Source organism: Chromobacterium fluminis, from assembly GCF_011602385.1.
Classification (GTDB): domain Bacteria; phylum Pseudomonadota; class Gammaproteobacteria; order Burkholderiales; family Chromobacteriaceae; genus Chromobacterium; species Chromobacterium fluminis.
Window position 1 is genome coordinate 33,351 of the sequence record NZ_JAAOMA010000034.1, and the last position, 23,723, is coordinate 57,073.

General features: G+C 57.1%; 36 protein-coding genes. 24 read left to right on the top strand and 12 right to left on the bottom strand.

The window, feature by feature from the left end; genetic code table 11:
* Positions 1 to 16 precede the first annotated feature (16 nt).
* From HA052_RS19740 to HA052_RS19765, 6 genes are all read right to left on the bottom strand, one after another.
* Positions 17 to 646: an adenylosuccinate synthase gene (locus HA052_RS19740; RefSeq protein WP_166453236.1), complete on the bottom strand. Its 630-nt coding sequence runs from the start codon at positions 644 to 646 to the stop codon at positions 17 to 19.
* Between the two features lie 20 nt (positions 647 to 666).
* On the bottom strand, positions 667 to 918 hold the full coding sequence (locus HA052_RS19745) for a hypothetical protein (protein ID WP_166453237.1): 252 nt from the start codon (positions 916 to 918) through the stop codon (positions 667 to 669).
* A gap of 15 nt (positions 919 to 933) precedes the next feature.
* Positions 934 to 1,266, bottom strand: a complete 333-nt coding sequence (locus tag HA052_RS19750; protein ID WP_166453238.1) for a hypothetical protein — start codon at positions 1,264 to 1,266, stop codon at positions 934 to 936.
* An 11-nt stretch (positions 1,267 to 1,277) separates the two neighbouring features.
* Complete coding sequence (locus HA052_RS19755) at positions 1,278 to 1,628, bottom strand: hypothetical protein (protein WP_166453239.1); 351 nt, start codon at positions 1,626 to 1,628, stop codon at positions 1,278 to 1,280.
* Between the two features lie 17 nt (positions 1,629 to 1,645).
* Positions 1,646 to 2,386 (bottom strand): GIY-YIG nuclease family protein, encoded by a 741-nt coding sequence (locus HA052_RS19760; protein WP_166453240.1) that lies wholly within the window; start codon positions 2,384 to 2,386, stop codon positions 1,646 to 1,648.
* A 99-nt stretch (positions 2,387 to 2,485) separates the two neighbouring features.
* Positions 2,486 to 2,701 (bottom strand): helix-turn-helix domain-containing protein, encoded by a 216-nt coding sequence (locus HA052_RS19765; protein ID WP_166453241.1) that lies wholly within the window; start codon positions 2,699 to 2,701, stop codon positions 2,486 to 2,488.
* Between HA052_RS19765 and HA052_RS19770 the strand changes: the two genes are divergently transcribed.
* Positions 2,700 to 2,918, top strand: a complete 219-nt coding sequence (locus HA052_RS19770; protein WP_166453242.1) for a hypothetical protein — start codon at positions 2,700 to 2,702, stop codon at positions 2,916 to 2,918. The genes HA052_RS19765 and HA052_RS19770 overlap by 2 nt on opposite strands.
* 86 nt (positions 2,919 to 3,004) lie before the next feature.
* On the opposite strand, the gene HA052_RS19775 is transcribed toward HA052_RS19770, so the two are convergent.
* From HA052_RS19775 to HA052_RS19800, 6 genes are all read right to left on the bottom strand, one after another.
* On the bottom strand, positions 3,005 to 3,877 hold the full coding sequence (locus tag HA052_RS19775; protein WP_166453243.1) for an AbiTii domain-containing protein: 873 nt from the start codon (positions 3,875 to 3,877) through the stop codon (positions 3,005 to 3,007).
* 419 nt (positions 3,878 to 4,296) lie between these two features.
* Positions 4,297 to 4,608, bottom strand: a complete 312-nt coding sequence (locus tag HA052_RS19780; protein WP_166453244.1) for a helix-turn-helix domain-containing protein — start codon at positions 4,606 to 4,608, stop codon at positions 4,297 to 4,299.
* 88 nt (positions 4,609 to 4,696) lie between these two features.
* Positions 4,697 to 4,993: a ParB N-terminal domain-containing protein gene (locus HA052_RS19785; protein ID WP_166453245.1), complete on the bottom strand. Its 297-nt coding sequence runs from the start codon at positions 4,991 to 4,993 to the stop codon at positions 4,697 to 4,699.
* 68 nt (positions 4,994 to 5,061) lie between these two features.
* A complete protein-coding gene (locus HA052_RS19790; RefSeq protein WP_166453246.1) occupies positions 5,062 to 5,400 on the bottom strand; it encodes a hypothetical protein in 339 nt (112 codons plus the stop codon).
* Positions 5,401 to 5,488: 88 nt separating this feature from the next.
* Positions 5,489 to 5,719: a helix-turn-helix domain-containing protein gene (locus HA052_RS19795; RefSeq protein ID WP_166453247.1), complete on the bottom strand. Its 231-nt coding sequence runs from the start codon at positions 5,717 to 5,719 to the stop codon at positions 5,489 to 5,491.
* A complete protein-coding gene (locus tag HA052_RS19800) occupies positions 5,719 to 6,393 on the bottom strand; it encodes a site-specific integrase (RefSeq protein WP_166453248.1) in 675 nt (224 codons plus the stop codon). The genes HA052_RS19795 and HA052_RS19800 overlap by 1 nt, the downstream gene beginning before the upstream one ends.
* Positions 6,394 to 6,839: 446 nt before the next feature.
* Between HA052_RS19800 and HA052_RS19805 the strand changes: the two genes are divergently transcribed.
* The 23 genes from HA052_RS19805 to HA052_RS19915 all read left to right on the top strand — a co-directional run bounded on the left by HA052_RS19805 (position 6,840) and on the right by HA052_RS19915 (position 23,586).
* Positions 6,840 to 7,850 carry a tyrosine-type recombinase/integrase gene (locus HA052_RS19805; RefSeq protein WP_166453249.1) on the top strand — a complete coding sequence of 337 codons (1,011 nt, stop codon included), beginning with the start codon at positions 6,840 to 6,842 and terminating at the stop codon, positions 7,848 to 7,850.
* Positions 7,851 to 8,744: 894 nt separating this feature from the next.
* Positions 8,745 to 8,972: a hypothetical protein gene (locus tag HA052_RS19810; protein ID WP_166453250.1), complete on the top strand. Its 228-nt coding sequence runs from the start codon at positions 8,745 to 8,747 to the stop codon at positions 8,970 to 8,972.
* Positions 8,973 to 9,012: 40 nt separating this feature from the next.
* Positions 9,013 to 9,318, top strand: coding sequence for a TrfB-related DNA-binding protein (locus HA052_RS19815; protein ID WP_166453251.1), 306 nt, complete (start codon positions 9,013 to 9,015; stop codon positions 9,316 to 9,318).
* Positions 9,319 to 9,603: 285 nt separating this feature from the next.
* Complete coding sequence (locus HA052_RS19820; protein WP_166453252.1) at positions 9,604 to 9,972, top strand: hypothetical protein; 369 nt, start codon at positions 9,604 to 9,606, stop codon at positions 9,970 to 9,972.
* 19 nt (positions 9,973 to 9,991) lie between these two features.
* Positions 9,992 to 10,402, top strand: a complete 411-nt coding sequence (locus HA052_RS19825; protein ID WP_166453253.1) for a hypothetical protein — start codon at positions 9,992 to 9,994, stop codon at positions 10,400 to 10,402.
* Between the two features lie 66 nt (positions 10,403 to 10,468).
* Positions 10,469 to 11,065: a hypothetical protein gene (locus HA052_RS19830; RefSeq protein ID WP_166453254.1), complete on the top strand. Its 597-nt coding sequence runs from the start codon at positions 10,469 to 10,471 to the stop codon at positions 11,063 to 11,065.
* A gap of 12 nt (positions 11,066 to 11,077) precedes the next feature.
* On the top strand, positions 11,078 to 11,428 hold the full coding sequence (locus HA052_RS19835) for a theronine dehydrogenase (RefSeq protein WP_206118970.1): 351 nt from the start codon (positions 11,078 to 11,080) through the stop codon (positions 11,426 to 11,428).
* A 218-nt stretch (positions 11,429 to 11,646) separates the two neighbouring features.
* Positions 11,647 to 12,450, top strand: a complete 804-nt coding sequence (locus tag HA052_RS19840; protein WP_166453255.1) for a ParA family protein — start codon at positions 11,647 to 11,649, stop codon at positions 12,448 to 12,450.
* Positions 12,451 to 12,460: 10 nt separating this feature from the next.
* Positions 12,461 to 13,624 carry a ParB/RepB/Spo0J family partition protein gene (locus HA052_RS19845; RefSeq protein ID WP_166453256.1) on the top strand — a complete coding sequence of 388 codons (1,164 nt, stop codon included), beginning with the start codon at positions 12,461 to 12,463 and terminating at the stop codon, positions 13,622 to 13,624.
* A gap of 40 nt (positions 13,625 to 13,664) precedes the next feature.
* The gene (locus HA052_RS28270; RefSeq protein ID WP_166453257.1) at positions 13,665 to 13,976 is read left to right on the top strand and encodes a TrfB-related DNA-binding protein; all 312 of its coding nucleotides are present in this window, start codon (positions 13,665 to 13,667) and stop codon (positions 13,974 to 13,976) included.
* Positions 13,977 to 14,137: 161 nt separating this feature from the next.
* Entirely contained in the window at positions 14,138 to 14,494 is a 357-nt protein-coding gene (locus tag HA052_RS19855) for a hypothetical protein (protein ID WP_166453258.1), read from the top strand.
* 1 nt (position 14,495) lies between these two features.
* Positions 14,496 to 14,831, top strand: a complete 336-nt coding sequence (locus HA052_RS19860; protein WP_166453259.1) for a hypothetical protein — start codon at positions 14,496 to 14,498, stop codon at positions 14,829 to 14,831.
* The gene (locus HA052_RS19865; protein WP_166453260.1) at positions 14,824 to 15,384 is read left to right on the top strand and encodes a hypothetical protein; all 561 of its coding nucleotides are present in this window, start codon (positions 14,824 to 14,826) and stop codon (positions 15,382 to 15,384) included. Before HA052_RS19860 ends, HA052_RS19865 begins: the two co-directional genes overlap by 8 nt.
* Positions 15,381 to 15,965: a vWA domain-containing protein gene (locus tag HA052_RS19870; RefSeq protein ID WP_166453261.1), complete on the top strand. Its 585-nt coding sequence runs from the start codon at positions 15,381 to 15,383 to the stop codon at positions 15,963 to 15,965. The genes HA052_RS19865 and HA052_RS19870 overlap by 4 nt, the downstream gene beginning before the upstream one ends.
* Positions 15,962 to 16,393 (top strand): hypothetical protein, encoded by a 432-nt coding sequence (locus HA052_RS19875; protein ID WP_166453262.1) that lies wholly within the window; start codon positions 15,962 to 15,964, stop codon positions 16,391 to 16,393. Before HA052_RS19870 ends, HA052_RS19875 begins: the two co-directional genes overlap by 4 nt.
* A gap of 916 nt (positions 16,394 to 17,309) precedes the next feature.
* On the top strand, positions 17,310 to 19,259 hold the full coding sequence (locus HA052_RS19880; protein ID WP_166453263.1) for a ParB/RepB/Spo0J family partition protein: 1,950 nt from the start codon (positions 17,310 to 17,312) through the stop codon (positions 19,257 to 19,259).
* A 380-nt stretch (positions 19,260 to 19,639) separates the two neighbouring features.
* Positions 19,640 to 20,068: a hypothetical protein gene (locus HA052_RS19885; RefSeq protein WP_166453264.1), complete on the top strand. Its 429-nt coding sequence runs from the start codon at positions 19,640 to 19,642 to the stop codon at positions 20,066 to 20,068.
* 48 nt (positions 20,069 to 20,116) lie between these two features.
* Positions 20,117 to 20,497, top strand: coding sequence for a DUF5983 family protein (locus HA052_RS19890; protein ID WP_166453265.1), 381 nt, complete (start codon positions 20,117 to 20,119; stop codon positions 20,495 to 20,497).
* Entirely contained in the window at positions 20,494 to 20,661 is a 168-nt protein-coding gene (locus tag HA052_RS19895) for a hypothetical protein (protein WP_166453266.1), read from the top strand. The genes HA052_RS19890 and HA052_RS19895 overlap by 4 nt, the downstream gene beginning before the upstream one ends.
* Before the next feature lie 549 nt (positions 20,662 to 21,210).
* Positions 21,211 to 21,861, top strand: a complete 651-nt coding sequence (locus HA052_RS19900) for a DNA methyltransferase (protein WP_166453267.1) — start codon at positions 21,211 to 21,213, stop codon at positions 21,859 to 21,861.
* Positions 21,862 to 21,872: 11 nt separating this feature from the next.
* Positions 21,873 to 22,367: a DUF5983 family protein gene (locus HA052_RS19905; RefSeq protein ID WP_166453268.1), complete on the top strand. Its 495-nt coding sequence runs from the start codon at positions 21,873 to 21,875 to the stop codon at positions 22,365 to 22,367.
* A gap of 320 nt (positions 22,368 to 22,687) precedes the next feature.
* Positions 22,688 to 23,083, top strand: a complete 396-nt coding sequence (locus HA052_RS19910) for a phosphoglycerate kinase (protein WP_166453269.1) — start codon at positions 22,688 to 22,690, stop codon at positions 23,081 to 23,083.
* 122 nt (positions 23,084 to 23,205) lie between these two features.
* Positions 23,206 to 23,586, top strand: a complete 381-nt coding sequence (locus HA052_RS19915) for a hypothetical protein (protein WP_166453270.1) — start codon at positions 23,206 to 23,208, stop codon at positions 23,584 to 23,586.
* The last annotated feature ends 137 nt before the right edge of the window (positions 23,587 to 23,723 follow it).

Sequence of the window (23,723 nt, forward strand, 5' to 3'; positions counted from 1 at the left end):
TCTTTTCCGTGGTTTTCTAAAAAGCCAACTCTTTGCGAATCAGCGCATGTTTTTCATTCTCAAGAACCCGGATACGCTCGCGCAATTGAACCACCTCTTTATCCAGCCTACTTGCGCGATTCCCGGCTTCTCGAAGCATGCCCTGAAACTTCTGAGGATCACCTACGCGAGCGAGCGCGAGCGCCAGTAGCGATATTTCGGCCTGCACGTTGAACTGCTCATGCCGCCACTGGTTATCCAGCTCTTCTGGCCGGCAATTCGACGCAAAAACATGCCCACAACGAACCTTGATGTGGCCACGTTCAGTAACCTCGATCAGCCCCCAGCGAGGTGGCAAGTCAGCCTCCGAAATGAGGTCAACCGGGGCCATGTAGTAACGATATGCCCCCATCCCCAATTCAGGAGCCTGGCGATGTGGCTTGCCGGCGTCGGCAAGGAAGTCCGCACGGCTGACCTTCACTTCCACGACCGTAGCCCCACAGCCACCATGCCGGTACGGCCGCCAACCAATCGCATCCGGTATTTCGTTGTTGATCGCGTTTTGCGTTTCAGAGACCGCTACTACGCAGCCGGGGCCTTTCCGGCTAGAAGGCCGCTGCAGCCATTCAACGGCCAGCTTGCAAAGGTTCTGGTGGGTAAGGTCCATTGCGCAGTCTTTTCCGATGGCTAGTGAGGCTTCGAGCCGGTCAGCTCGGTGTAAATGCTTTCCCACTCGATCCGCTCGACGTTTTTTTCGTTGCGCTGGCCTTCCCAATCTTCCACCACCCGACCGTCGTCTATCAGCTCAACCCGATCACGCGCAGCATGCCACGCGCCATGTGCGTAGTCCGCCAAGCGCTGCAAATCCGCGTCCGGCAGATGCTGGCCATCCTGATGCCGGCGGTACAGCTCGGACAAATCGTCGTAGTTGGGGAACATGCGAGGCTCCTGTTTTTAGAGGGGGTGGCCAGTTTCAGACAATTCGCCGGTATCAACAAAGTGTTGCAGAATCGGTAGCAGTTGTGCGACTTGTTCACGGGTGAGGTGCATTCCCGTCGTCAGCAGAACGGCATCGGGTAGCGGGTACGGCACCCAACCCGTAGTCTCGGTAGTTTCCACTCCGTGTGCCGCCGCGTTGCACGCCATGATCTTGGGTTCGGCGTCATCAACGCCAAGCCACAAGGCGTCTTCGGTGACCAGACTGCTTTTCTGAAGGCGGCATGGTGCGTCGTTGCGATCACGGAAGGCTATCGACGCGAAACCATGTTGCGTTTTGGTGTGATTCATAATTTTTCGTCCTATTTGTTTTTCATGGCGTTTATCAGCATTTCGGCTGACTGCCAATCGCGGAGGAACTGAACAAAATTCCTAGGGTAGATACTGTGGTTCTGCTCGCCGCTAGGACTGATGGCGTGCCGAAACAGCGTTGTTGCCGCCTCCGCAATCTCGTTTTCCTCAGCCATCCCAAGCGCCAAAACTTCACTTTGCTTGCGGCCTATTAATGTGAGTACAGCGCAAAATGGATCGGTTTCTGCTTCGCCCCGGTCGATGTGATCTGCAACCTTCCGCAACCACTCCACTATACGGCGGCGCTCCCTCATCTGTGCAATGGTTGCTTTTCTGTCAAGCAGCCGGGTTACGTCAGCCATTTTCTTTTCCGTGGTGCTTATTCAATGAGGCTTAGCTGAGGGCTGACGCCGGTCGGAAGGACCGAGTTGAATCCATCGGCAACCGCGTTCAGCGCATCAATCCAGTGGCGCTCTCGATCTGTGATGTATGCGGCTTTGCTTTTACAATCGTCCGGCACCGAAACAACCTCAAGCACCGAAAATTCCCAATCCGTGATCGGTGTCGCTCTCAAGGTTTCATGAAACTTGCTTTCACTCGGGTAGGTGAGATGCTCCCACCAACGCAATGTGAACGGCCGGATGGACTGGCCCACATAAACCCGGCCAGTTGATTTCTGCCGGACCTGATAGATTACCGGCGGCAGCTTACCTTCGTGCGCAAGGCGAAACTCTTGAACCTCCCGAAACCTTCCTTCCTTGGAACAGCGGTCAGAACAGTATTCCAACCCCTGATGGTCCGAGTGTGGGTCGTTGTACTTATCTATAGGGATGAAGATGGTGCCGCACTCCTTGCACACGGTCTTGCGGAACCGGCGCAGGAGGTAATCGTTGTCAGGTTCAACTTCTTTGAAGTGCAGCAGGTAGGCATGCTGCTCGATGTCCTTCTTCAACACCCGGACCGGGAATTGCCGGCTGTACTCTTCCTCAATCTGGGCCTTCGCTTGTTTCCTGTCCGGAGCAGTCACAAGACCACTAAAGATGGGTGGCCAAGCCCAGCCGGGCACCTCACCATACGCTGAGAGTTCCCGCCCCTTGATTTGGTAGTAAAAGTCAGGCATGGCTTCTTCCGTTCAAAGCTGGCTCAACCAGCGATATGGTTCATTATTGCAGAACCATACAGCAGATGCAAATGGTATTTGCTGTTTAATTCAGCAAAATTACTCACTTTTGCTGGAAGAACCAACGGCCAAGATCAAATCCTTGGCGGACTGCTCCGCCAGCATGCCGAGCATGATGTAGCGGTACTGCGTGTCAACCCGATCTGCCTTGCACCTGGCCGCTATCGTGCCGCGATCACAGCCCAGGATCTCGGCCATCTTGGTTTGGCTCAGGCCCAGGCGCTTCATGCCGGCCTCAAATTCTTGCCCTGTCATGCTTTTCCTCGTGACAAAGGCCGCTCCGGGCGGCCTGGTGAAAGGTCTTGCTGATACCGGCGCGACCACCGGCATGGGCAAGGCTTTTCCGAGTTATTCCTGCGCCGTCAAAATGTCCGCTTTCTTCTGGCATTCAACGCATCGCCGCTCGTGCGGCAGCTCAAGGAAAGCCGCCAGCTGCACGATCACCACGCGCCGGCTGGGCCTGGATGAATAGCGACACCTCGAACGGCTTCCGCTTTCGTTTGCCAGGTGAATACGCTTAGGCTCCATGACACAAATTTCCGAGGGGACTACCTGGTATCAGCTCAAGAAGGGAGCCAAGTAAGGAAGTGTTTGGGCCGCAACGATGCCGCCTGCCGCATTCTCCAAAACCGATTTAATGCTGTTTGCTGTGGCTTTGATTACGTGCCACTTTGGCTTGGGCGATACCGCCTGAGCCTGCAAAGTCGCCAGTTCGGACCGCAGTTCATCGCCAGGCTCACCAGCGACCTCGCCTCGATCAAGGGTCCCATGCAAAACATCGATCAAGGCTTTGAGGGCATCCAGGTCGGCCGTCTTGGTTTGCATCTGATTGGAGCTATTCGATCCAATCTGAATTTGCGACCCAGTCACGTCGCCAAAGTGGTAGTGCTGCTGAACCATTTGCTTCTCCTGGGGAGTGAAAGTCATCCCTTCACCGAGTACGCCACGCTCTTCGAGATCCAACGCCCATTCCAAGATGCGACTGCGAACCTTCTCAACAATGCCGTGAATTTGGACTGTGGAGAGACTAATTGCCGGACGCATAGGCACCTCCATGCCCTGCATCAGACGGTGCTCCAGGTCAGCGGAAAAAAAGGAAAACAACCCCTGTTTGCTTTGGGACAATTGAACCAGCTCAGGAACAGATTGGCGAACCCTAGTCAACGTCAGGTGCTCTGCTGACTCAGCGGTTGGCATCATTAATGGGATAGGGCCGTTGATGGGGTTGAGGGCTTTCAACTGACCACGCAACAGCCGGTAGTCGGGGATGTCTTTTCCCTTGTTGTAGCCATTTAACTCGCCGTCGATCCAATCAACAAGGTCGGGCACGGCTAGCCGGCGAGCGACCACCAGCGCCTTGAGCAATAGGTCGGCTGTAGAAACGGCTGGATCGGTGGCCATATTGACCAGCTCAGGAACGATGGCTGCCATAAGTCCTTCCTTAAAGTTGTTATTAAACGGAACACCAAAGCTAACCAGCCACGGGCGCTAAGCGCAATTTTCCGTTACGACTTCGGGGTGTATGTGTAGACGACAACACGGGTGCCATTCCGCACTTCTTCAACCCTGGTTGCAGCGCCGGCCGCCACCATTTTTTCCAGCCGGGCGCGCGCGCTGCTGGAACCGACTTTGTGTCTGGTTGCGTGTTCTTGAGCCGTTTCCTGAACTGCCGGCTTTCGCATGGCGTTTCTCCGGGGATCAGCGGCCGTTACGGCGCTGACGGTGGCTGATACGTTGAAGGGCTTGCACCTGCAGCGCATGGCGCTCAGCAGCGGTACTGTCACCGGCTCGGCGCGGGTTCGTTTTACCGTTCATCCTGGAACTCCTTTTCCGAGTTATTTAGCAACGCCCTACGCAAGAGTTTCCAATGCAAAATCTCGCCGATCTACGCTGGCGGTACGAAACCTGGCCAGTAGCAGCGCCTCGGTGCTAGTCAGAAAAACTGGAGTACGATGGCCAGTCAGCAGATAGGCAATATCAAAGCCCAGCTCACTGCAAGCAATCAGAATCGACAGACCCGGAACAGCGCCCATTTCGTAGCGGTGCCACATGTTCCGGCTCAAACCCAAGCTGGCAGTCATGTCTTTGACTTTGATGCCCAATCGCCTGCGCTCCTCACGCAAGCGCGGCCCCAGCTGCTGGCCAATATTTTCGGTTGTCACCGTTGTGGTTTCTTTCTTTTCCGCTATTCGGTCATGAACATGGGTTCTGCCGATGCAAGGGCGTTCTCCAGCGCGCCGAGGAACGAACTCACTTTTTCTGCTGCTGATTGTCCATAAAGGCCAGTTTCGCGGCCTCTTTATCAGTAAGTTGTCGCACCTCGGCAGGGACAGTGGGCAGGTTAGCGATCAACGCACCTTTCCAGCGAGCCAAGCCACAGACAACCTCGTACATATCACCAACCGGCCTCACGATTAGAGGCTTTTTGACCCCATTTTTCTTGATGTCATCAGCGATTGCTCGGGTGTATTTATTAGTATGAGTATCCCCCCGCAACGGTTCGTAATACTTCAGCAGCGAGAGCTTGATCTGAACAATTTTTGGCACGAGTCATTTCTCCTGTCCGACTACCGGCCGGATACGGGCGCCACCTGGGCGCGGTGTTTTCCATGGTCTTACAGGTGTAGCCGGCGCGCATAAGTAACATCGATGGCTTGCTGGATTTGAGCAAGATGGCTATTCATTTTCTGCGTTGTGCTTTCGACTGTATCGTCTTCAAGGATGAAGGCCCAAGAGGTAGACAGTGCATTTTTGCCTTCAGACCAGTATTCGGCCGACAGGTGGAACCGCACACGTTTGCCATAGTGAAGCATGTCATAACCCCACTCGCGGGAAACGTAAACGACGGCGGGGCGCTGTCCAGCAGCGGTAGCGAAGAATTTGGATGAATTTCCCGTAATACGATCTATTTCCCAGCCGCTCTCGGACAACACTTTATCGATGGTGGACTTCATTTAATATCCAATACAGGTATGTCGTCATTGCCGACTTTATACGCTTATTTTAGTCGCTATGACTGACTTTTGCAATGGAGTTTGTCGCTTAACCAGACATTTTTGCGCGGCTGTTGTCGTATTTGGATACAAGCGCCGATACAGATACTGCAGCTCGGCTGGCGATTAGCCCGGCCAAGGCAAAGACCCAATATGGCTCTACCTCGTCCTTGGTATATCGCTCTGCAATTGTGGTTCGATGTACTCCCATTGCTCTTGCAAACCCGCTTTGCGAGTACCCGGCAGCCTTAACCGCCGCTTCAAACTCTTGCCCTGTCATCAGATCACCTTGGCCACGATAGCCCCTAAGTTCATCGGATTACATTCCACCAGCTTGCGAACGGCCTTGATGCTGGTATGCCCCAGCAGCTCCTGGATGTGCTTCAGATCGCCCCCTCCCGCCTCGCCCCGCTGATGTCGACGATATAGCTTCGTAGCGAACGTGCGCCGGCCACTGGTCGCGCTAGCGCCCTCGATGCCGGCCTGGGAAAACAGTTTGCGGTATAGACTCGTCAGCACGTCGCAGGCATAGGATGGCTTGCCGTTCACTATGCGCTTAGTCATGGCCATACTGCGGCCATCTTCAGTCACGAAAAGGGCGCTTTCAGGTTGTAAGCCCCGGTAGGCATCGCCTGACATCGTGCCCAGCCCGTTGCTGCGCCTGAATTCAAGGTAGGTGTCGAGGCTCGCTAATAGCTTCTTGCTCACCCAAAACAGGGGACGCTCACGTCGATTGTAGGCGATGTTCTCGCGCACCTTCCAATCCCGCTTAACACTCCCGTCCTGGTTCAAATAATCGGCCACGATCAGCAAGCTAATTTCTGTTGGTGCCAGCGCCGTGCCAAACAGGACATGCAGCAGTGCTACATCTCGCTCTCTGTTTCGCCCAGTGATGCTGGCGACCGTGACGGCATGCTTGAACTGGTGATCCTCGACAATAATCGCTTTTGCCATAGTCTGAATTTGCTATATTTTGGAACTATTCAGATACGGTAGCACGAAAGGAAAGCCGGAACCAGCCATGCAGGCCGCGCACCGGCTCGTGCCCTCGGAAAACACCTTAGGTAGCCAAGCCCAATGAAAGGTTGCCACGTATGACTATCTGCCTGTCCGGCAGTGAAAACCAGCGTCGTCTTACGAGGCTTCTATTTACTAAGCTGCCTGTCCGGCAGTGAATGAAATGCAAAATCAAGCTCTACTATTGCTAAGCTGCCTCCCGGCAGCGTCTAGCAATCTATCCCTGTTTCGCGGCTTATGCAACACGGTACACATGCGATCAACATCACGCTTGATCAGTTGATGCATAAACACCTAGATTGAGCATAGCTCTTGGTTCGCAATGGGAAACCTCCAGTTGCTGTGCAACAATTCAACAGAGTTACTTGTAGAGGCCGACTGCAGTGCACCTTGACGACGATCATCTCAACCATGGTCACGATGATACCGATTGTGGCCAACTCGCCGACTACCATGGCATTCCCATTGCCTTACAAGCAACGCTGGAAGCCGCAAATGCCTACTTGGGCGCCACACTGGCCGACGGTACACGACGCGCCTATCGTAGTGATTTCAGGATTTTTACAGACTGGTGCTCAGCCTATTCATTGGCGAGCACCCCTGCGACGCCTGATAGCATCGCTCTGTTCTTGGCTCACCAGGCCCAATCCGGACTCGCCACGGTGACGCTGAATCGTCGCCTCGCTGCTATCCGCTACGCGCACCGACTGCAGAGCCTACCCTCACCGACCGAGCATGCGCTGGTGCGGGATACCCTGGCCGGCATCCTACGCAGACACGGTCAGCTGCCAAAGAACCAGAAGGAGCCGCTGTCCGACCTAGAGATTGCGCTGCTGCTGCGCGCGTGCCCGGACACCCTTGGTGGGTTGCGTGATCGTGCGCTGATCGCAGTCGGGTTCGCCGGTGCTTTTCGTGCTGGCGAGTTGGCCGCTCTCACACTTGAGCGGTTGACGTTCCAAGCGGATGGCCACCTGGTTGCGTTGTTACCGAAGTCGAAAAATGACCAGCATGGGCGTGGTTTCGAAAAGCCAATCTACAACGGCTCCCGTTTGACGCCGGTCAGTCACCTACAGGCCTGGCTCAACGCCTCTGGTATTAAAGAGGGACCAATTTACCGCGTGGTGCATCGCTCCGGTGCGTTGCAGCCGGCCGCGTTGTCGGCAGACTGGATCTGCCGTCGAGTGCAACAGTTAGCCAAGACGGTGTTGGGAAAAGATAAAGGGGCTATCGGCGGGCACAGCCTGCGCAGCGGCTTCATCACCACCGCGGCCGAGTACGGCGAGGATGTGGCGCGCATTATGGAAGTCACTGGGCAGAAAGATCCTAGGACAGTGCTCCGCTACATCCGCCGTGCCAATCGGTTCAAGGGGCATGCTGGGCGAGGATTTTTATAGCTGCAGGCGCTTGTTGCGCTCATGCCTCCGCCTACTGTTAGGCCCCGGAGGGTATAAAACCGGTTTATTTGGGACGATGTCAGTATCCCTATGGGCCGTGGATATGTGGGCAACCCTGCATCCAGAGCATGGATAAGTAGGTGGATAATCCGTGGACGAGGGACGGCTCGTTCCTCTCCTCTCGCCCACCAGTTACCCACCTACTTATCCACCCTCTGAAACCCGCGCAGGGTTGTCCACATACCCACCGCGTCGATGTACAGCGTGGCCTTCGGCATTCTCGATCATCAAATTTAATTTTTTTTGACGTCAAAAGCGGCACGCCGGCCTGGCTCTAGCAATGGAAGAACAGAGTGGATGACGGCGAGGAATTCTCGCATGCGAGAATTTTAACGCATACCTGTGACGCGAATGTCAGTGTGGGTACATGTCAATATATGGAGAGGGGAAGAGTTCCTCTTCCCCGCGCTATCTGCGCTCCCCTTCTCCGCCCTACGCGGGCCGCGTAACCGTTCCGTGGCGCCGGGAGGAATGGGCTCCGCCCATTATTTTGAATGCCCTGCGGGCGGCCGGTCTGCAGTTAGGGAGGGGAGTGGTTTCGCGAAAATGGGGAGGGGTGCCCATGACCCAGCAAGATCATGGGCGGGAGAACTCGTAGGACTCTGTGCAAGAGATTTTAGAGCTTCCAAGGTCGATTCTACGTAGGCTGAACCGCAATTGCAAACAAATACCTTGCGGCTTTTATGTCAAAACATGTTTGACTATAGTTGACTTGGCGGGTTTATGAGGGGATAATATTTTCACCCTCTGTAATTTAGAGGATGCGCTGGGTTCTCAACGGTGTCAGCAAACGCCATGAATCCAATCAATAAATCTCTGTGCAGGAGTATTGTCATGCATGTTAAACACCAATCCAACAGTTCTTTGATCTTTCTCGCAGTTGAGCGATTTGGCAAGCTCGTCAAATGGGGGTCTCGCCTCACCTTTGTTGAGTTTGGTAAGCGCATCCAGAAATTCGCGAAGGACGAGCATAGTCAGCAACTCGCAGAATTGATCGGCAAGACCGACGGTCAAATTTGGCGTGGTTTATCGGGAATCCAGCTGAGCTGGAAAGGATTGTAAATTTAACGGGGCGGGTCTTCCGCCCCATTTGGAGAGCCTAATGGCGAAAAATATCCAGCGTCTCACTCCTGAGGAGTTCGAGGCCTTGATGCCTAGCTTGAAGCGTCTATCGCTTGGAACCATAGAGGTGGCGCGTGCTGTATTGGTAGAAGGGAAATCCCAGGCAGAGGTAGCGCGGGAAACTGGGAAGTCAAAGCAGCTGGTCAGTGCAAATTGCAAGATAGTGTTGGATTATATTGAAGATGTGCCGCGCGGTTGGGTAAAGGAAGAAGTGTGCTTGCCAAAGGATGTGATGGAAGAAGTCCGGCAGATCGAACGCTGTGAGCGGGCCAAGCTCTCTGGGTAGTGCAAGGAGTGGTCCATTAATTATTGGGTAGGGGAACGAGCCTATAAACAAGGTGCTGAGGTTCACTCACAGTAATCGTTCTCTACTAAATAAAAAAGATATGCGCATTCATGCGCTTTTTTTTTGTCCAAATCACGTTGCATTTTAGTCAAATATTATTTGACTGGATTTGACTTTCGGGCAAATAAAGAGAATAATGAATCATAGCCTGAATTAAGGCGGATTCGATTAAATCACCTGGCAGCAACCGGGCGTTAATTAAATAACTCTGTGCAGGAGTCCATCATGGAATTGAGTCTCTCTGGTGAATTGACCATCGCGAAACCTGCTGTTTTTTCCGATGTTATAAAGTCCGGTGGTAGTAAGTCGTATATGTACATTGATGTCGTATATGAGGGTAATTTATCCGACAAAAAGGTTAAAGGCCTTGGTCTGGTGGTTTGTGGCAATGAGGTGGTCAAGATCCGTGAGTTTCTGGGCTTGCATTCTGAAGGTCAGCTCCTCCTCACTGGCCAGATCTGCACTCGATATACGGGCTACGGAAAAAAAGAACGTATCCGCCCGGGTATTGAAGTCGGCACGATGGGGGTAACGCATCTGTCTGGCGGCAAGATGCTGATGGTGGACGTCGAGTTTGTGATGTTCCGCAGCTAAGCCTAAACCGGAGAGAGCCATGTTCTTCACCTTACCTAGTCCAGCGCTGCAGGCCTGGATCATTGTTCGCCGGCATGCATGTGGCGAAGTGTCTGGCATTGTTTACGCCGTAGACAAGCCCTCCCAGGAGCAAGCTGCTACAGCGGTTGCCGCCGGCGTCTCACCACAGTGTGGCGATATTATTGAAATTCTGGGCCCGCATGCCCTCCCCTCTGCCGACGTTTGGGTCTCGTGCCGCTATGGCCGCGTGGACAGCGTCACTACCGCCCTACCTGGACAGATACTGGTCACGGAGGAGGATCTCGACCTGATGGAGGATGATGATTGCTGCAGGGAGATCGACGGCGCAGATCGTTTTGTCTATGCCGCAGGTCTGCAGGAGGTGAATCCAGGCCGTATCCAGCATGCGTTTCTTGCCGCGGCGCGATGAGGACCTTCCCTACTCCGTCTTCCTGGCAGCAAACAGGAATGACGGTACATCTGTGCAGGAGTAATCATGACGACATTTACACAATCCCAATTGGGTGCTGGCCAGCAGTCTATCGCGAGGTTTCATGCCGCCATTGTCAATGCCGATCGAGGTGAGTCGATTCGCGAGCGGCTTCGTTACCTGGAGCTGTTGGCCGAGATTTGTGGCCAGGCTTTGATCGGCAGCGAGCCTGGTAAGAGCCCCAGAATCGAGCAGTACGAAACGGCTATCGCCGCGAAAGACGGGGATGAGCCGGTCTGGGGGCTGCGCGGCCGATTTGTGGTCGTGATTGAGGGCGTTCCTGTTCTAGTCAATAGCAGTGGGCTTGGATCGACGTGGAGTGCATTCACATTCCAGTTCCACGCTATTAGCACCAAAGTACCGTTCCTGGCGCCGCTTGGCTACCGCTCCCACCACGGCTCGCAGCAATTTGCCAAAACTACGAGAGAGGCGGCCATAGATGTACTTCAGTCACTCGCCAAAACCGAACTAAAGCCAATGATCGTGCTCCCCGAGCGGACCCAGCTACATATCGAAACTCTAGCCAAACTGCCATTCGTGCAAGGGGCCCTGGCTGGCCTCACCGACCCTACGGCGCCGATGCTGCAGCAAAACCTGTTTTGAGGAAGAAGGATCATGGCTCTCAACGTGAATATGTGGCGTTATAGCGTGCGCTGGGGACTTCGACATCAGCCATGCCCAGGAGATGAAGAACTAGGCAGCCAGGACGTTCCCGCGGGCGAGCAGTGCCCGGCGCCACTCCGTGCCTTGTGGCGGCCGGGCAGCGGCTATGCAATCTGCCTGGACTTCTTCCAGGGTGAAATCAAGCGCTGGCCACCAGAGCGCAAGGGTGCTGTCCGTCAGAAGCGGTTGGAAAAGTATCTGCAGAAGCACGCCCCTCTGTTTTTCCAGGAGCTGCTCGAGCGTGAACTGAACGGAAATGCCGATTATTACCAGGGCCGCACGCATCTGCGCCGCCGACTGTGATTGCCCGTTATTTGGTCAGCAGCATAAGCTGATGAATATTCAATATTTTTCAGGATTTCATAGGGTTTGAGTGGCTATTATCCACGGTATTTGTGCATAACCCCGATGTGCAAAAACACCACAGGGCGACAAATTTAACTATTAACACACTATTTACATGATACAATGGTGTTAATAGTTAAGCGCGGTCCCCTGTACCCTCACGCAAGGAAATAAACATGGCTGTGAATTCTTTCAAAAACCTTCTGGCTACGATTGTGGCGTTCGCCTTCCAGAAAGGTGGCGTCACCAAAAGTACCCAGACGTACAGCACGGCTTGCCGGGCGGCAGAATCCGACATCAAGACCATATTGATTGATTTTGATGAAGGTGATCTGACGGTTCTCTTTCCGGATGACGACAGTGGTCGCAACTATATCAAGGCCTCACATCTGGTCAGTGGAGATCTGGACGGCCGCGAGTTGCGTCAAGTTGGCGAGAACCTATACCTGATCGAGGCGGACGAAGCGATTCTGGACGTGGATGAGCTGGGCATTGATCACGTCGCCGGTATGCTGCAGCAAAGCTTGCAGCGCCTGCGTGTTGGGTTTGGCCTGATAGTGATAGACACCCCGCCAAACTTGCAAGGCCGCATGCTGGCCGCGATGGCCGCCTCCCACGCGGTAGTGTCGCCGATTAACATGGGACCGTTCACCATGGCACGGTTGACCAAGTTTGAGACGGCCTTTCTTAATGTACAGGAGCGCTACAACCCGAAACTGCACCACCTGGGGTGGCTACCTTGCAACATTAACAGCAACTCGCGCGATCAATTGGAGGGACTGGAGTTCCTCAAAGCTAAATGCGGTGAGCAGATGTTCGACACAGTCGTGATGGCGCGTAACACCGCGTCCACCAGCCTGGCCTACAAGCGGCCAGTGTGGCATCAGGCGACAAATGGCGCCCAGCGCGTGGCCGCGCGTGAACAGCTGGCAGCCTGCGATGCCGTTTTGGCGCGGTTGGCTGAAGTGGAAACCGAGTAAGGGGACAGACATGGCAGGAGCCTTTGGAAGCCAGATTAAGAGCAGCGATACCAAGTTGTCGGATTTCCGCAAGAAACCTTCAATTGCCGCGATGAAACCTGGCGAGCAGATCGTCATGCTTAAGGTAAAGCAGATCACCTGCCTGAAGCAGATCCGTGGTGAAGACAACCCCGGTTTTTCAGAAGCCTCGTTGGAGGAACTTGGCAACAGCATGGAAGCAGAGGGGCAAGTCGAGCCCTGCATCGTTCGACCAATTCCAAACACCGGTGAGGAGTATTACATGGTCGCTGGCGAGCGCCGTTTGCGGGCGGCCGATCGCAAGGGGCTTGACCTCGCCTGCGTTATTCGCAACTTGACTGATGCCCAGGCGCGCAGTGTTCAACGTGCCGAGAACATCCATCAGGCGGGCCTTACCTTGCTCGATGAGGCGAGATCCTTGCGCGAGGATATGCAGGATCCAGAGCTGGATACCCCGGAAAAGCTGGCCTTACACTGCAAAAAGTCACTCAATTGGGTATATGAACGACTCCGCTTTTTGGACACGATGGAGGCCGGTGGCCAGGCCAGCATGGCTGTGACCGAAGGTGTTACGGCCGACATCTCCACGGTGTTGGAGATCCAGCGTCTGGAAAAAGCCAACCCCCAAGCTGCTGCCGAGTTTATCGAAGAGGCAAAAGCGGACCCGAGTATGAATCTGCGTAAAGCTGTGCGCGAAAAGCGTAAGGAGGTGGCGAGCCAGGCGAAGGCTGGCCCAAGCCAGAAGCAAGAGGCTGACGCTCTCGCCGAGAATTCTCGCATGCGAGAATCGAAAGAACCGGTGGAGATCTCCTCAACCGCACCAGCTACAACAAGCCCCGATGGGACCGACGAAAATTCTCGCATGCGAGAATCGGTGGACCCGGTGGTTACCTCCCTGACCGCTCCGGCTTCCACCAGTAGCGATGCAACTGACACAAATTCTCGCATGCGAGAATTCGCCAGCCATGCGCATTGTGAGTCCCTGAACGCCGCCGCCCAACAGCTGCAGGCCATGGCAGAGCAGCTCGAAAAGCTCTCCCTGTGGCTGCAGGGTCAGGCCCCTAGCGAAAAAACCCTGGCAGGACTCCGGGTCGCGCAGGCGGGCCTTAAGAATGCTGTTGATGGGATCGGGCAGCCGGTGCCGATCGCAGAGTAACGTGTAGGAGGCCACGTTTGACGTGGCCCGCGAGAATTCCATGCAAGAGTTTCGAATTACATATGAAGTGTTTCAGAAGGTGTTGGAGAGTGCGCGCTGGGGTGAGAAATCTACTGCGGTAGCGCATGCCGTCTTTGTATTGGGGTCCCCTACAGCTGGGATGGACAAGCTGCATGGTTTGTCGCGCGCGCGGGTATCCCAGATCTGCAAAGACTTTGAACGCCTCTACCTGAAGCATGCAATGTACCCTCCTGGCTGGGAGCGAGCTACAGTGTGCGCCCCACCTGAGCGGCTCAAGGCGTTCCAGGAGGAGATGGAGCGTGAACGGATGAAGTTTTTCTCCAGTAAGTAGTTCTCAGTAGGCCTGGCATTTGCCAGGTCTTACTCATTTATGACATGGGAAATTATTGTTGATGCACTACTTTGATTGATATATTATTCAAATCAGGGGATTTGATAACCTCAATCGTCTGTTCAAACTGCGCCTCGGGTCACAGGGGCAGGAGAAGTGAAATGAAAGCTGATAGCCTTCACAAAGACATCGCTGCATATAAGATCCAGCAAGCTGAAAAGTGGAATCACCACCCACTCAAAACTGTCGGCCGATTGGCCAGCACGTATGAAGTTCGCCCGCTTCTTATCTCCCTAGCCATTGAAATCGGCAGTGAAAAACTGGCCAGCATTGCCGCTGCCGTCGCAGAAATTGAAGACCAGCGTCAAGCCCTAGGCCGTCGTTGCCATCGCCACGTCACCGATAAACAGCGGCAAGCCTTAGCTGCTGCCTTGCTTGAAAAGTACGGCTCGCCTCGTAACATCGTCAAAGCGGCTTGGCACATGACTGATCAAGAAATTGATGAAGCAGAGGCCTGATATGCAAGCACTTATCTGCATGATCCAGGTGCCATCCAAGACCTATCCCAGCTTGATAGGATGGGGGCACACGGAACGGCTGGCCCGTCTCAACGCTTTTGCTCGCTGTCACCAAGGCTACAACCCTTATGACGAGGAGTACCAGGGAGGGATCCTTATTCCGGTTTCCAAGCGTTTGGAGGAGGTGAACCGGCGCGGATGCGGCCCCGATAGCCATGTCAGCATCTACAACCAGAAGGGCGAGCTCGTCGGCGGGCACTTTACCGAGTTGCATCATGATCTGCTACGCGCCCTGGGCCGTCTCTGCATTCGGAACGGGGAGCTGGATTATGAGTGATCTTGATTTTTCAGACCTGTCAGACGACCAGATCGTTGAACTTGCAGCTGGTCTAGCGCAAGAGGCCCTACGGCGCAGTCCGGCCCTTGCTGCCGCTTTCAAAGAGGCGCTGGTGACCGAGAAAGAGCGGATTGAAGCTGCCGCGCGCGGAGGGATGCAAGCGAAGAGGGAGGCCCTGGCTAGAGAGGCGCAATTACACAAGCGTCTTGAGGACGAAAAACATAGGGAGCGTGAGCGGCAAGAGAAGCAAAACCGTGCTGCGTCCATTCTTAGAGAGGCGGCTCAAATTGTTGAGCGGCCTCTATCCGACGTGACGCTGGTCCTGACATCGTTCCCGAGCGGCAGGCCGCAATTGTATTTGAATCCAGGCGTCAACGTAGAAGGGTATGGGAGCGTGAATCTGGTCCACTACGACGTGGAAAAACAATCGATTCGCACCAGCTGGAAGCTCGAAGCAAAGAAAAAGGAATTGCTTTGCTGGGCTCAATCTTCCGTCGCCGCGCTACGCGCCATGAACATCCCCTCCATCACGGTAAAAGGCATCGAGCTATGAGTAAGGCGGTAACCAACCCTTTGCAGCTGGTGATCAAAAAGGCCGCTGCGTCGCTGCCTGTATCGACCGGTAAAGTAGCGTCGCATCAGGAAAAAATAAACCGGCGCCAAGGTGAAGTGGTGATATTGGCTGATATCAGTGTCAGCATGGACTCGATCGCATGGGGTGGGCAGCGCAAGATCGACATCATGCGCAGCGCAGTACGCCTTGCCAGGGAGGCCAGGGACGCGCGCTTATTCGTGTTCAGCGCGGAAACAAGGGAGGTCGAGGACATACCCGACTCTACCGAGGCGAATACCGCATTGCATACGGCCCTCGAGCGCGTGGCGGCCCTCGACCCAGGCGTGACATTGGTGATCTGTGATGGCGTCCCAGATGATCGGGCCCGGGCTCTAGAGGCCGCGAAGAAGTTTAGAGGGGTCATTGATGTTCTATACATTGGCCCTGAATCGGACTCCCAAGCCATTGCGTTCATGCGCAAGCTAGCAAGCGTGGCGGGCGGGGATATCAGAACCTATGATGTGCTCATGCTGGGCGATGCTCAGCAGATGCGCGCGCAAATAGCGGGATTGCTGCAATGAAACACCTGAATTTTCTGGCGCTCAACGATGCGTACTACCAAGAAATCACGTTCGACGACATTGAACCGGTTGAGCTCGGGAGCGCATACGAAAATTTGCTGGAGCCGCTCTCCAGCGGCCGAACCGCAACGGTACGTCGCGGCACAGGATATACCGCTTCTGGGGAGATCGGCGGAAAGCGGGCGGTGTTCACGATCCGCGACGAAGGTGTGCCCATCGCGGTGATTGGTGTTTGCTTGCACAGTCGCTCTTCGCCGCAGCTGTGGCGAGAGCTCTACCATGGCGAGGCGTTGCCGGATCTACTGCCGCCGGCCGCGCCGTGGGTCGCTGTTCGCTACGAAGTCGCCGAAACGGTCATTCCGCCCTGGCTTGATCGACTTGCCTGGCATGCCGCATGGTACTTAGCCGAGGAGCAGAAAAATGACTGAGACGGAGTGGGGAAACCCTATGCCTGTTGGCCGCGGCGGCGCGCGGAAGGGTGCTGGACGCAACGCTGAAGATGGCGCGAGTGGGCTGGTCCCGCATTCCGTCGCTTTGCAGCCAGAACTTAAAGCCTGGTGCCAGGAAGTTGGGGCTGCGCGTATAAGACAGATTCTTCAAGAAGCGCGTCAATCTTCCACGCTAGCTTAATACGCTGTCTACCTAGAACTACGTCAAACGACCCGCCGCCCGGCGGGTTTGTCATTTTGGTGGTGTAACAGCGCGGATCCAGGCCGCCAGCCAGCTGGAGGAAGAAGGGCGGCCAGATGGCGCGTACCAGGTACGGCTGGCTCCAACGCCACCCAGGCTGCGTGTGGAACTGGTCAGCGCGCGCATGCACTCCAAGAAGCTCTTGTCAGATCACCGCCAGTTCCTGGCGGTCGTGGGCTCGCTCAGACGCCGCGTCCTGCGGATCCTCACCTTACCACCTCAAGCTCTAAACCCCACCCCCACGGCCCCGTGAGGGGCTGCGGCCGCGGCTGCGCCGCCCATTCTCAAGGCGAGCGGCGCCCGCCGGTTCAAAAGCAGCCGCACGCGGGGCTTCGCCTAGCCGAGTGTTGACCGGGGGAAGCCCTCTCTCCCTCGGTCGTGGAATTGCGCATACCCGTGCCCTTATGTGAGTGCAGCACAACCAGCCGGCAATGCAAATCAACCCGCACGCGGGGGCGCAAGCGCCGATTTGCATTGCCGTCCGGATGTGCTCTTTCGCACTCACGGCACAGGCATACGCAACTCCACGGGAGAGAGGACAAATCCTCCCCCGGCCAAACCCGGCCACTTGTTGAATCCGCTGCGCGGATGATTTTTAGATCCGGCAGGCGCCACTCTCCTAGGGGGGAGTGGAAAACCCGAAAGGCAAAGACCATGACCACGAAAACTGTTGAGCAACCTAAAACTGAAATCGCTGAGGCGGCTGCAAAGCTGGTGGCCAACGCCGAGTTCATCCAGGTGCCCTATGGCCAGCTGGTGGAAAGCCCGCTGAATGTCCGCGCCGGCGCGAAGCTGGCCAACATCCCGGAACTGGGCGAGGAGATTGTTCTGGCCGGTGGCCTGATCCAGAACCTGGCAGTGATTCAACGTAAAGGCTCGAAAAAGAACCAGCTGACTTACGAAGTTGTCGCCGGCCGCCGCCGTCACGCCGCACTGGACTGGCTGTTCGAGAATGGCCGCATCAGCCAGGATTTCCCCATCGCGGTACGGCTGGTCACGGAAGAACAGGCGCTCTACATCTCGCTGTCTGAAAACCGCGACCGCGAGAACATGCATGTCTACTACCAGATCCGGGCGTTCAAGCTGCTGGCAGACAAGGGCGATAGCATCGCTTCTATCGCGCTGCAGTTCCGGGTTACCCCGTTGACCGTTCAGCGCCATCTGAAGCTGGCCAACATGTCGCCCAAGCTGTTCGAACTGTTGCGCGAAGACGAGCTGACGCTGGAGCAAATGCAGGTGCTGGCGCTGACCGAAGATCACGCGCTCCAGGAAAAAATCTGGTTTGAATCCGGCAGCTGGAACCGCAATCCCAGCCAGCTGCGCGCCCTGATCACTCAACAGGAAACCAAGGCCAACAGCAATCGGAAAGCCAAGCTGGTCGGCCTGGAGGCATACCGCAACGCCGGCGGCGCGACTCGCGAGGACATTTTTGGTGGACCAGACGACGTCTACATCTGCGACCTTCAGCTGCTTCAGCAGCTGGCCGATGCCAAGCTGCAGGCCGAGGTCGACACGCTCCTGGCGGCAGGGTGGAAGTGGGTAGAGGTTCGCCCCAACGGCTTCGATGATGAGCACAAGTTCGGCGTACATCCAGGAACGTTGCGCGAACTGCCGGCAGAGCAGCAGCAGGAGTATGAGCGCATGCAGGCCCGGCTCGACGAGGTCAACGCGGACATCAACAAGCTGGAGCAGGAAGCCGACGAAGACATGCCGGAGGAGGAGTACGAGGCGCGCTGGCAGGTACTGGGCGACGAGTGCGAAGCCCTGGAAAGCAAGCTGAATGCGATTGACGCAGAGCGCAAAGAACTGGATCGCTCGACATGCGGAGCGGTGGTGTTTGTGGATGCGCAAGGCCAGATTCAGCAGCGCACCGGCCTAATGCGCGGCGAGGAAATCCGCGCAGCGAAGAAAGAGGGCGTAACGATCCAGAACGGCAGCGGCTACGAAGTGCGGACGCCGAAAGATAAGGCGGTCCATTCCGAGAGATTGGTCAACAAGCTGACCGCCGATATGACCATCGCCGTGCAGGCCGAACTGATCGCCCAGCCCGCGATTGCCCTGGCGGTACTGGCCCACCGATTGCTGTGCGACGAGTTCGGCTCCCACAGCCAGACGCTGGCCACCAAGATCAATCTGCACACCACCAAGCACAAGCTGGCCCAGGACAACGAGGAAATCAAGGCCACCCCGGCCTACATCGCCCGCGAGGAAGCCCGCGCCAAATGGAAAGCCAAGTTCCCGCAAGGCTACGAAAAATCCATCGACTGGCTGCTCGACTGGAAACAGTCCGAACTGATCGACCTGCTGGCCTTCCTGACGGCGGCCAGCGTCGACGGCATGGCCGGCACCGAGGAGGAACGCACAGGCCTCGACGCTGTGGCTAAGGTCACCAACCTGGACATGAAGAAGTGGTGGCAGCCGACGGCCAGCAGCTACTTTTCCCACGTCAACAAGCAGCGCATCCAGGACGTTGTGGCGGAGGTGGTGTCGCCGGAGGCCGCGCTGCCCATCGGCGGGATGAAAAAGGCCGAGGCCGCTGAGTATGCCGAAGGCTTGCTGGCCGGCAAGGGCTGGTTGCCCCAAGTGATGAACATCGCGAACTGATCGCCGCTTGGCAGGGGCTTGGCCCCTGCCTCTCCCCATAGATTGAGATTCAAAACATGCCTACATTCGCCGTCCACCAATACCACGTAGTAATTCGGACATTCCATGTCGAAGCCGATAGCGCCGAAGCTTCCGCCCAGCTTGCACACGAAATCTGGCCAGTTCTGGAGCTTGTTTCACAAGAGGATGACGATGAGGTCTTGGATGACGTCATGGTTGATCCGTTACTACCCAACGGTAAAGTCGACTACAACAACGCGGTATCTCTGAGACGTGCCCCTGGAGGCGCATTCCAGCCGATAGCCCCTGAACCCGAGGAGCCGACCACCATCGCCGGCATCATCGCCGCTGCGGCCCCTGAGGAGCACTCCCGCCGCAGCATGATGGCCACGGCCATCTGTCTGTATGAGGGCATGCGCGCGGCAGCTGGGAACGAGTTCGAGCAGCTGCTGGAGCAGTGGCGGCAGAGCCATTACGAGCTGTGTTACGGCCTGGGCATCGTCGCGGAACGCGTGCACAACGCCAGACTCAAGATCGCCGCGTTTGCTGAGCTGGAGGGCCTGCACCCCCACGGCGAGTTCGATTCGGAGGTTTCCAAAGAGATCGGCGCGCAGCTGGCCACCTTCCTCTTGCCCAAGCGGGTCTGCTACGACGCGCCGCTGTGCGACACCCACGTCGACAACCTGCTGAACGACCTGCTGCGAAAGTACTACCAGGACGGCCTCGCCGCGAAGCCCGCTGCGGCGGAGAAGTTCGACGAAAAACTGCACGAGCTGCTGCCGTTCACGGACATCCCGTTCGGCGACTGACAAATTCATAGCGGGGCTTGCGCCCCGCGTTACTACCGAGGACCTACCATGCACGATTTCAGCTTTGTTCCGACGCTTAGCTTGAACCACCTTTCCCAGACCCTGCGCGACGAGCTGGAGAACAACGCCGGCGACTGGGGCCGCAACATCATCGCCGCGCAGTACGACAATGGCTACCTGATCCAGATCGATCCCCAGGACGAGGACCAGTTTGTCGAGTGGCCGGAGCTGCAGCTGCTGCGCAGCTGGGCTATCGATATCGCCGGTCGGCATGTGCGCTGGCTGGAGTTCGACGCCGAGGGACCACGGGTGGACGCCTTGCCCTACCATTTGCAGATGGACGCGCTCGAGGACCTCGAGATCTCGCTACCGCTCGGCCAAGCGCGCAGCACCCTGGTGGTGGCCAAGCTGGAAGGCGGTCTGCAATGAAAGTCCGCGTGAACGAAGTCAGCGAAGAAGAGTACGAGCTGGACGCCCCTGACGGCCTGAGCGAAGACGAGCTGGAGAAGTGGGTTAAAACAGAGATGGAGGACTTCCCCGGCCCGGCCACGTTCATCGGCGTGGTCAGCCGCACCTGGGAGATCGCCAGCTGATCACGACGCCTGGCGCGCAACCGCCGTGCCGGCGGCGACGTCCACCAGGTGGACGTCGTTTCCCGGGCAGCCCCGCTACGCGGACCCCACACCCGCAACGTGCCGGCCGCCGGCGGCCAGCCCGCTGCCCCCTGCCCGGGAAATCATGCGCACCTTCCTGCCTGGCCACCTGGTCGAGCAGCTCACCCCCTCGGCCGCCGGCGTCGCCGGCCTCTGCGAAACGCGGCATCCGCCGCGCGCACCTCTCCCAAAAACCATGCCCGCCGTCGCGGGCAAAAGGAGGAGGGCGAGAATACTTCTCTCCCTCCCTGTCCGGGCGCTACCCGAAGCCATCGTGGCTTCGTGCCGCCTCGGCAGGCCGGCGACGGCCGGGCCTAGTAGTGTGCCCGGCCGCCGCCTTCAAGGCGCTTTCGCGGCATATCCTCGCCGCGCGCGGCTCCGGTATTCCACGCTCACCTTGACCTGCGGCGTCTCGCGCCATCGAGGCGTCGGGTAGTGCGGTACGGCCACAACGGCGACGTCGCACTGTCCGATGACCTCGGAGCCATTATGAGCCGCTTTGTCCTGGGCGATTGCCTATCTGTTTTGCCGACCTATCCTGCTGGCGCAGTCGATTTCATTTTGACGGACCCGCCCTATCTGGTGAATTTCCGCGACCGCTCCGGCCGCTCGATCGCGAACGACGTGCGCGACGACTGGCTAGCGCCGGCGGTGAAGGAAATGCATCGAGTGCTCAAGCCGGACAGCTTCATGTTGTCGTTCTACGGCTGGACCAAAGTCGATGCTTTCTTCGCCGCGTGGAAGGCCGCCGGCTTCCGCGTAGTCGGCCACATCGTGTTTTCAAAATCGTATGCCAGTAAGAGCGGCTATTTCGGTTACGCCCACGAGTCCGCCTACCTGCTGGCAAAAGGGCGGCCGGCAGAGCCGGCCCAGCCGCTGCGCGATGTGATGCCGTGGCAGTACACCGGCAACCGCCACCACCCGACTGAAAAGCCCGTTCCCTGCCTGCGGCCGCTGATTGAATCCTTCACCAAACCGGGCGACATCGTGCTAGACCCCTTCGCCGGTTCCGGGTCAACGTGCGTCGCGGCCGCGGAGGCGGGCCGGCGGTACATCGGGATTGAATTGCTTCCCGAATACCACGCCGCCGGCGTGCGCCGGCTGGCGCAGGTCCGCCAGGGCCTGGCGGTGGCTGCGTGAGGGGGAACGACATGATTAAAACTCACACCGTGCCGATTCTGTCCATTTCGCATTTGGCCATCATGACCCAGCATTATCTCGATGCCACGGCGGGGGACCCCGAAGACCCGTTGCAATCGGCCCAATGCAGCCGCGGTTACTTTGTCTACCTGGGGTACAACCTGGCTGAATGCGGGTTCCCTGAATTTAAAGTCATTCGTCTATGGCTCGAAACCCAAGGTTATCAGGTGGGTTGGGTCCACTTTTCCGAGGATGGCCAGGTAGTGGAAGCACTGCGGACCTTTGCGCCGTACTCGGAGGAACAGGCCGCACAGGACATGGAGCTAAGCCCCCGCGAATTGGCGAACAAGTATGTGGGCTCTGAATTCGGCCACCCATGCATTTCGCTTAGCCAGTGGCAGGCTTGGGTAAATGGAGGGTGCACGATTGAAGGGTATTGGGAGTGGGTTTCAACCATGCTGCGCGAGTCGGAGTATTACGAGCTGATTGGCAATCAGACGGAATGACCAAACCCGGCGCTGGCGGCGGCGCGGCCGCCAGCGAGCCGCCCCGGGAACAAATTCTAAGCAGGCCAGCCAACGGCTGGCCCGCTCTACCCGTAGCCATCATGCCGTGTCCGCTCTACGCCGGACGGCGCCGGCCAGGCCAAGGATTGTGCCCAGCCAGCGCCTTCAAGGGGCTTTCGCGGCATTTCCTCGCCGCAAGCGGCTCCTGAATTCCACGGTCCCCTTGACCGGCATCGCGGCCAGGCACCGAGGCTACGGGTAGAGCGGAACGGCGGCCGAGTCGGAAGCCTCGCGCTACCCCGAGTCAACGGGAGAGCGCCATGGGCCTCGATATGTACGCATTTTCTGTAAACGCCGAATTCGCTGGGGATACCCAGACCAACCTGAAAACCTCGCAAGCGGATCAAGAGCGTGTCGCCAGAAAATCGCTGATGTACTGGCGAAAATTCAACCATCTCCATGGCTGGATGGAACGGCTTTATGAAGAGAAGGGCGGCACAGCCGTTTTCAATTGCGAGGCCGTCCGCTTGATGGCGGAGGATTTGGACCAGCTCGAAACCGCCATGACGACAGGTAGTTTGACCCATACACCGGGTTTCTTTTTTGGCGGCAGCGAGCTTTACGATGATGACGTTGAGAGGCTGAAAGAATTTATCAGGCTGGCGCGGGAGGAAATAAAGCAGGATCGCGCCGTTTTCTACGATTCGTGGTGGTAGCCATCGGCCAGCGCCGGCCGCTGTCAGGTGGCTGGCCAAGTCTGACGCCGGCGGCGTGGCCGCCAGCGTCAGGAGCCGACAGCCTACGGCTGTCACGCTTTACCCGAATCAAAGGAAAAAATATGGGCCTCGATATGTACGCGATTTCCGTCAGCCAAGCTTATGCGGCTGGTCAGCAGTTTGATATCAACGTGGACGAGCGCGACGGGCAGGGCAACTCCTCTGCTGTCAAAGCCATGTGTAGCTGGCGCAAATTCTCCATCTTGGATCAATGGATGCGCGAGCTATGCGCGGAGAAAGGCGGCGATGCCGAAGCGGACGGCGTGAATGTGCGGCTGGATGCCGGCGACGTGCGCCGGCTGGCTCAAGACTTCGCCGCCGGCGACTTTGGAGAGCCGGGCCGCTTATTCGTCAATGATTACCTCAAGCTGAAACAGTTCATCGCCAAGGCCCAAGACGAAATCAAGCTGGGCCGCTCCATCCTCTACATGGCGTCCTACTAAGCGCGCGCCGGCCGGCGCTGCTGGCCGGCCTGTTCCTTGCAACGTGGGCGGCAGCAAACCGCTCACCGCCTGACGGCGGCGCCGCCGGCGGCGGCGTTTCCCGGTCAGCCCGCCGCTGCGCGGCCCCACGCCCCCTG

Excerpts from the sequence above, each read along its gene's own strand:
- HA052_RS19740 (WP_166453236.1), bottom strand. The coding sequence starts at position 646 with ATGGACCTTACCCACCAGAACCTTTGCAAGCTGGCCGTTGAATGGCTG.
- HA052_RS19745 (WP_166453237.1), bottom strand. The coding sequence starts at position 918 with ATGTTCCCCAACTACGACGATTTGTCCGAGCTGTACCGCCGGCATCAG.
- HA052_RS19750 (WP_166453238.1), bottom strand. The coding sequence starts at position 1,266 with ATGAATCACACCAAAACGCAACATGGTTTCGCGTCGATAGCCTTCCGT.
- HA052_RS19755 (WP_166453239.1), bottom strand. The coding sequence starts at position 1,628 with ATGGCTGACGTAACCCGGCTGCTTGACAGAAAAGCAACCATTGCACAG.
- HA052_RS19760 (WP_166453240.1), bottom strand. The coding sequence starts at position 2,386 with ATGCCTGACTTTTACTACCAAATCAAGGGGCGGGAACTCTCAGCGTAT.
- HA052_RS19770 (WP_166453242.1), top strand. The coding sequence starts at position 2,700 with ATGCTTTTCCTCGTGACAAAGGCCGCTCCGGGCGGCCTGGTGAAAGGT.
- HA052_RS19765 (WP_166453241.1), bottom strand. The coding sequence starts at position 2,701 with ATGACAGGGCAAGAATTTGAGGCCGGCATGAAGCGCCTGGGCCTGAGC.
- HA052_RS19775 (WP_166453243.1), bottom strand. The coding sequence starts at position 3,877 with ATGGCAGCCATCGTTCCTGAGCTGGTCAATATGGCCACCGATCCAGCC.
- HA052_RS19790 (WP_166453246.1), bottom strand. The coding sequence starts at position 5,400 with ATGAAGTCCACCATCGATAAAGTGTTGTCCGAGAGCGGCTGGGAAATA.
- HA052_RS19795 (WP_166453247.1), bottom strand. The coding sequence starts at position 5,719 with ATGACAGGGCAAGAGTTTGAAGCGGCGGTTAAGGCTGCCGGGTACTCG.
- HA052_RS19800 (WP_166453248.1), bottom strand. The coding sequence starts at position 6,393 with ATGGCAAAAGCGATTATTGTCGAGGATCACCAGTTCAAGCATGCCGTC.
- HA052_RS19810 (WP_166453250.1), top strand. The coding sequence starts at position 8,745 with ATGCATGTTAAACACCAATCCAACAGTTCTTTGATCTTTCTCGCAGTT.
- HA052_RS19815 (WP_166453251.1), top strand. The coding sequence starts at position 9,013 with ATGGCGAAAAATATCCAGCGTCTCACTCCTGAGGAGTTCGAGGCCTTG.
- HA052_RS19820 (WP_166453252.1), top strand. The coding sequence starts at position 9,604 with ATGGAATTGAGTCTCTCTGGTGAATTGACCATCGCGAAACCTGCTGTT.
- HA052_RS19825 (WP_166453253.1), top strand. The coding sequence starts at position 9,992 with ATGTTCTTCACCTTACCTAGTCCAGCGCTGCAGGCCTGGATCATTGTT.
- HA052_RS19830 (WP_166453254.1), top strand. The coding sequence starts at position 10,469 with ATGACGACATTTACACAATCCCAATTGGGTGCTGGCCAGCAGTCTATC.
- HA052_RS19835 (WP_206118970.1), top strand. The coding sequence starts at position 11,078 with ATGGCTCTCAACGTGAATATGTGGCGTTATAGCGTGCGCTGGGGACTT.
- HA052_RS19840 (WP_166453255.1), top strand. The coding sequence starts at position 11,647 with ATGGCTGTGAATTCTTTCAAAAACCTTCTGGCTACGATTGTGGCGTTC.
- HA052_RS19845 (WP_166453256.1), top strand. The coding sequence starts at position 12,461 with ATGGCAGGAGCCTTTGGAAGCCAGATTAAGAGCAGCGATACCAAGTTG.
- HA052_RS28270 (WP_166453257.1), top strand. The coding sequence starts at position 13,665 with ATGCAAGAGTTTCGAATTACATATGAAGTGTTTCAGAAGGTGTTGGAG.
- HA052_RS19855 (WP_166453258.1), top strand. The coding sequence starts at position 14,138 with ATGAAAGCTGATAGCCTTCACAAAGACATCGCTGCATATAAGATCCAG.
- HA052_RS19860 (WP_166453259.1), top strand. The coding sequence starts at position 14,496 with ATGCAAGCACTTATCTGCATGATCCAGGTGCCATCCAAGACCTATCCC.
- HA052_RS19865 (WP_166453260.1), top strand. The coding sequence starts at position 14,824 with ATGAGTGATCTTGATTTTTCAGACCTGTCAGACGACCAGATCGTTGAA.
- HA052_RS19870 (WP_166453261.1), top strand. The coding sequence starts at position 15,381 with ATGAGTAAGGCGGTAACCAACCCTTTGCAGCTGGTGATCAAAAAGGCC.
- HA052_RS19875 (WP_166453262.1), top strand. The coding sequence starts at position 15,962 with ATGAAACACCTGAATTTTCTGGCGCTCAACGATGCGTACTACCAAGAA.
- HA052_RS19880 (WP_166453263.1), top strand. The coding sequence starts at position 17,310 with ATGACCACGAAAACTGTTGAGCAACCTAAAACTGAAATCGCTGAGGCG.
- HA052_RS19885 (WP_166453264.1), top strand. The coding sequence starts at position 19,640 with ATGATGGCCACGGCCATCTGTCTGTATGAGGGCATGCGCGCGGCAGCT.
- HA052_RS19890 (WP_166453265.1), top strand. The coding sequence starts at position 20,117 with ATGCACGATTTCAGCTTTGTTCCGACGCTTAGCTTGAACCACCTTTCC.
- HA052_RS19895 (WP_166453266.1), top strand. The coding sequence starts at position 20,494 with ATGAAAGTCCGCGTGAACGAAGTCAGCGAAGAAGAGTACGAGCTGGAC.
- HA052_RS19900 (WP_166453267.1), top strand. The coding sequence starts at position 21,211 with ATGAGCCGCTTTGTCCTGGGCGATTGCCTATCTGTTTTGCCGACCTAT.
- HA052_RS19905 (WP_166453268.1), top strand. The coding sequence starts at position 21,873 with ATGATTAAAACTCACACCGTGCCGATTCTGTCCATTTCGCATTTGGCC.
- HA052_RS19910 (WP_166453269.1), top strand. The coding sequence starts at position 22,688 with ATGGGCCTCGATATGTACGCATTTTCTGTAAACGCCGAATTCGCTGGG.
- HA052_RS19915 (WP_166453270.1), top strand. The coding sequence starts at position 23,206 with ATGGGCCTCGATATGTACGCGATTTCCGTCAGCCAAGCTTATGCGGCT.